Source organism: Cryobacterium sp. 10I1, assembly GCF_035019805.1.
In the GTDB taxonomy this organism is placed as follows: domain Bacteria; phylum Actinomycetota; class Actinomycetes; order Actinomycetales; family Microbacteriaceae; genus Cryobacterium; species Cryobacterium glucosi.
Map to the genome: position 1 here is coordinate 1 of NZ_JASJVF010000281.1, position 3,963 is coordinate 3,963.

Consider the following 3,963-nt stretch of genomic DNA (forward strand, 5'->3'; position numbering starts at 1 on the left):
GTCGATGACCAAGGCCGAGCGCACCACCCCGAAACTCCTGAACGGATCACGCAGGCTGCGCATCGCGCGGGGCTCCGCGTCGAGACCGCGCGCGAGCGCGTGCGCTCGGGTGAGGCCCGCGCCGCAGGCCTCGCGAGGCAGTTCGAGCGCGACCAGGCCGCAGCCGAGGCCGCCGCCCGGCGTGCGGTCATCCGCCGTCGCCAGGTGGATGCCGCGACCCGCGTCGCCGAAGCGCTCCCCGCCGTGCTCGCCGCGGTCGACGTCTCCGTCAGCGAGGCACGCCTCCGCCTCGCCACCGCCGAGGCCGAGCGCCTGAGCCAGAATGAGGAACTCGCGGCCCTGCGCCGCGAGGACGGTGCCCTCCGCAGCCGACTGCAGGCCGTGACCGAGAGCGTGCACGGCCTCGAACTGCAGATCTACGAGAAGAAGCTGCACCTCTCCGGCCTCCTCGAACGCGCCGGCAGCGAACTGGGCCTCGTCGAAGATATCCTCGTCGCGGAATACGGTCCGGACCAGCCGGTACCGCCCGATGACGACCCGGATGGCGAGCCGGTGGCCTACGACCGCGAGCAGCAGCAGCGCCGCCACGCCTCCGCCGAGCGCCGGTTCGCCCAACTCGGCAGGATCAACCCGCTCGCCCTCGAGGAATTCGCCGCGCTCGAGCAGCGGCACAAATTCCTCACCGAGCAGCTCACCGACCTGACCAACACCCGGGCCGACCTGCTGACGATCATCGACGACCTCGACGTCACGATGGGCGCCATCTTCGGAAGCGCCTTCGAGGACACCCGCCTGGCCTTCGCCGAGGTCTTCCCCGTCCTGTTCCCCGGCGGGTCTGGCAGCATCCGCCTGACCGATCCCGACGACCTGCTCACGACCGGCATCGAGATCAGCGTCAAGCCGGCAGGAAAGAAGATCGAGCGGCTCTCACTGCTGTCCGGCGGGGAGCGTTCCCTCGCCGCAGTCGCGCTGCTGATCGCGATCTTCAAGGCCCGCCCGAGCCCGTTCTACATCATGGACGAGGTCGAGGCTGCCCTCGACGACGCCAACCTCGGCCGGCTGCTCACGATCTTCCAGGGCCTCCGCGAGGCCAGCCAGCTCATCATCATCACGCATCAGAAACGCACGATGGAAATCGCCGACGCCCTCTACGGTGTCTCGATGCGCCAGGACGGGGTATCGGCGGTCGTCGGCCAGCGGATCGTGCGCGAGGAGGAACGGGCGTCCTGAACCGCGGACAGGCCGGGACAATGGCCCCCGCGTCACGGCCGGGTCACAGCAGGGCGAGTACCTCCGCACAGGCGTCGGTGACCCTGCGGCACTCGGGGGCGCAGCTCGTCCAGTCCGGCCGGTGCTGCAGCATCCGCTCGCAGGCGATGGACGAGGAGCGGCACGCCTCCATGCAGGTGTCGAGCATGGAGGCGGCGGTCGTCCCGTCTGTCCGGGTGTGCCAGGACAGCACCCGGCTCGTCGTGGTGCAGATTTCGATGCAGTCGAGGTCGGCGAGGAAGCACGCGGTGACATCGCCGTCGCCGGACTGGGCCAGGCAGGTGTCAGCGCAGTCCTCGCTCGCGGCGATGAGCGCGTCGCAGGCGGCGACGCACGCCGCGGTCCGTGCCGAGAGCGCGTTGAACTCGCTCCCACCGAACCCGCCACCGAACATGCCACCACTGTAGCCCGGTCGGTGGCGCCCGGTCAGGCCTGCGGGGGCAGCGCCGCGATCAGCGGGTGGTCGAACGTCAGCACACCGGTCTTGGCCGCGCCTCCCGGCGACCCGATCTCCTCGAAGAAGTCCACGTTCGCGCGGTAGTACTCGCTCCACTGCTCGGGAAGGTCGTCTTCGTAGTAGACCGCCTCGACCGGGCAGACCGGCTCGCAGGCACCGCAGTCGACACATTCGTCGGGGTGAATGTACAGGGACCGTTCGCCTTCATAGATGCAGTCGACCGGGCACTCGTCGACGCAGGCGCGGTCCTTGACATCCACGCACGGCAGCGCGATGACGTACGTCACGAGGCGACGAGTTCCACGGACCGGCTGATGTTGACCTGCTCGTCCCGCGGAACGACCTTGACCCGCTCACGATCGGCCGCCGAGCCGTCCGCGGCTCCGAGGGCACGTTCGTGGGCATCGAGCACGAGCCAGCCGTCCCATTCGGTGAAGCGGATGCCGCGGGCGGAGAGCACGGCCAGGATCGCGTCCGCGTCGTCTTCGACCGGCTCCGGCAGGAGGCCGTTGCCGAGGTCTTCGACGAGCCGCGTGACGGTCTCGAGCGCGTCGCTCTTGGTGTGGCCGATCAGGCCGACGGGGCCACGCTTGATCCAGCCGGTGGCGTACAGGCCGGGAATGGGCCGCGCGGCCGGGTCGAGGACCCGACCGCCGTCGTTCGGGATCACGCCGCGCGTCTCGTCGAAAGGCACCTCGGCGAGGGGGCTGCCGCGGTAACCGACGGCGCGGTAGACCGCCTGGAGCGGGTAGTCGAGGATCTCACCTATCCCGGTGACACCGCCGGGGTTGGCGGGATCGGGCGCGGTGCGCTCGAAGCGCATGCCTTCGACACTCTCGGTGCCGTAGACCTCGAGGGGAGAATGCAGGAAATGCAGGTGCAGGCGGCGCGAGGCCCCGCTCGGTTCTTTCGTGAGCCATCCGTTCAGGGTGCGGCTCATCACCTTGACCTGGTTGTTGGACGCGGCGAGGAACTGCTCGGAGGCCTCGTCCCTCGGGAAGTCCTCCTCGTAGACGATCACGTCGACGTCCGGCACCGCGCCGAGCTCCCGGAGCTCGATCGGGGTGAACTTCACCTGGGCAGGCCCGCGTCGACCGAAGATGTGCACGTCGGTGACTGCCGAGGCGGCCAGGCCGGAATAGACGTTCTCGGGGATGTCGGTGGGCAGCAGGTCGTCCGCATGCTTTGCGAGCATCCTGGCGACGTCGAGGGCGACGTTGCCGTTGCCGATCACGGCGACCTGGTGGGCGTCGAGCGGCCAGTCGCGCGGGGCGTCCGGGTGTCCGTCGAACCAGGAGACGAAGTCGGCGGCCCCGAAGCAGCCGGGCAGCTCGGTGCCGGGGATCGGCAGCTTCGCGTCGCGGATCGCCCCGGTCGCGAAGATGACTGCGTGGTAGTGGGCCCGCAGGTCGTCCAGGCCCAGATCGGTCCCGTAGCCGACGTTGCCGAGGAACCGGATGGTGCCGGCATCGAGCATCTCGTGCAGGCTTGTGACGATGCCCTTGATCCGCGGGTGGTCGGGGGCGACGCCGTATCGAATCAGGCCGTATGGAGCGGGGAGGGTATCGAAGAGGTCGATGCCGATCGTGCCGCCGGCGTCGCGCACGGCCTTGCCGAGGATGTTGCCGGCGTAGATTCCCGCGGGACCGGCGCCGATGATGGCGACGCGGAGAGTATGGGGGGTCATGAAAAAGCCTTTCGGGATGGTTCTGGGATGAGCCGGCCGGAACGGGGTTCGTCGGACGCGAGCTGGTTGCTGTACCGGGGGTGGAGCGGGCTCAGGGTGACGACGTCCCCCACCACGACGACGGCGGGGGAGCGGACGCCGCGTTCGGCGGCGAGTCCGGCGATGGTTGCGAGACTTCCGAAGGTGACCCGCTGGTTCGAGCCGTAGCCGTCCTCGATGATGGCGACCGGGCAGTCTCCGCCGCGGGGTCCGTCCGCGAGCATCGCCGCGGAGGCGGCGAGGCCGGAGACGCCCATCAGGAGCAGGACGGTGTGGTCGCTGCCCCCTGGCAGGGACGGAAGCAGCTCGTGGCCCGTCACGACGGTGAACCCGTTCGCCACCCCGCGATGGGTGACCGGGATGCCGGCCGCAGCAGGCACCGAGATGGCGCTCGTGACGCCGGGGATGACCTCGACGGGGATACCGTTGCTGCGGCAGTACGCTGCTTCCTCGCCGCCGCGACCGAGCACGTACGGGTCGCCGCCCTTGAGGCGCACGACCCGTACGTGCT

The 3,963-nt window shown here is 69.8% G+C and carries 4 protein-coding genes and 1 pseudogene; 1 reads left to right on the top strand and 4 read right to left on the bottom strand.

Going from position 1 to position 3,963, the window contains the following annotated elements:
* Positions 1-66 precede the first annotated feature (66 nt).
* Positions 67-1,230 (top strand): annotated as a pseudogene (locus QN345_RS16475) (AAA family ATPase); the annotation flags it as partial.
* Between the two features lie 43 nt (positions 1,231-1,273).
* Here the strand turns inward: QN345_RS16475 and QN345_RS16480 are convergent.
* The 4 genes from QN345_RS16480 to QN345_RS16495 form a co-directional block, all read right to left on the bottom strand.
* Positions 1,274-1,663 (bottom strand): four-helix bundle copper-binding protein, encoded by a 390-nt coding sequence (locus QN345_RS16480; RefSeq protein ID WP_323508896.1) that lies wholly within the window; start codon positions 1,661-1,663, stop codon positions 1,274-1,276.
* Positions 1,664-1,695: 32 nt separating this feature from the next.
* Positions 1,696-2,013 (bottom strand): ferredoxin, encoded by a 318-nt coding sequence (gene fdxA, locus QN345_RS16485; protein ID WP_134447557.1) that lies wholly within the window; start codon positions 2,011-2,013, stop codon positions 1,696-1,698.
* Positions 2,010-3,413 carry an FAD-dependent oxidoreductase gene (locus QN345_RS16490; RefSeq protein WP_323508897.1) on the bottom strand — a complete coding sequence of 468 codons (1,404 nt, stop codon included), beginning with the start codon at positions 3,411-3,413 and terminating at the stop codon, positions 2,010-2,012. The genes fdxA and QN345_RS16490 overlap by 4 nt, the downstream gene beginning before the upstream one ends.
* Positions 3,410-3,963: uroporphyrinogen-III C-methyltransferase (locus QN345_RS16495; RefSeq protein WP_323508898.1), on the bottom strand; the 554-nt coding region annotated here is incomplete at its 5' end. The genes QN345_RS16495 and QN345_RS16490, both read right to left, overlap by 4 nt.

Bases quoted from the DNA above. Each gene is read 5' to 3' on its own strand.
- QN345_RS16480 (WP_323508896.1), bottom strand. From the start codon at position 1,663: ATGTTCGGTGGCGGGTTCGGTGGGAGCGAGTTCAACGCGCTCTCGGCA.
- QN345_RS16490 (WP_323508897.1), bottom strand. From the start codon at position 3,413: ATGACCCCCCATACTCTCCGCGTCGCCATCATCGGCGCCGGTCCCGCG.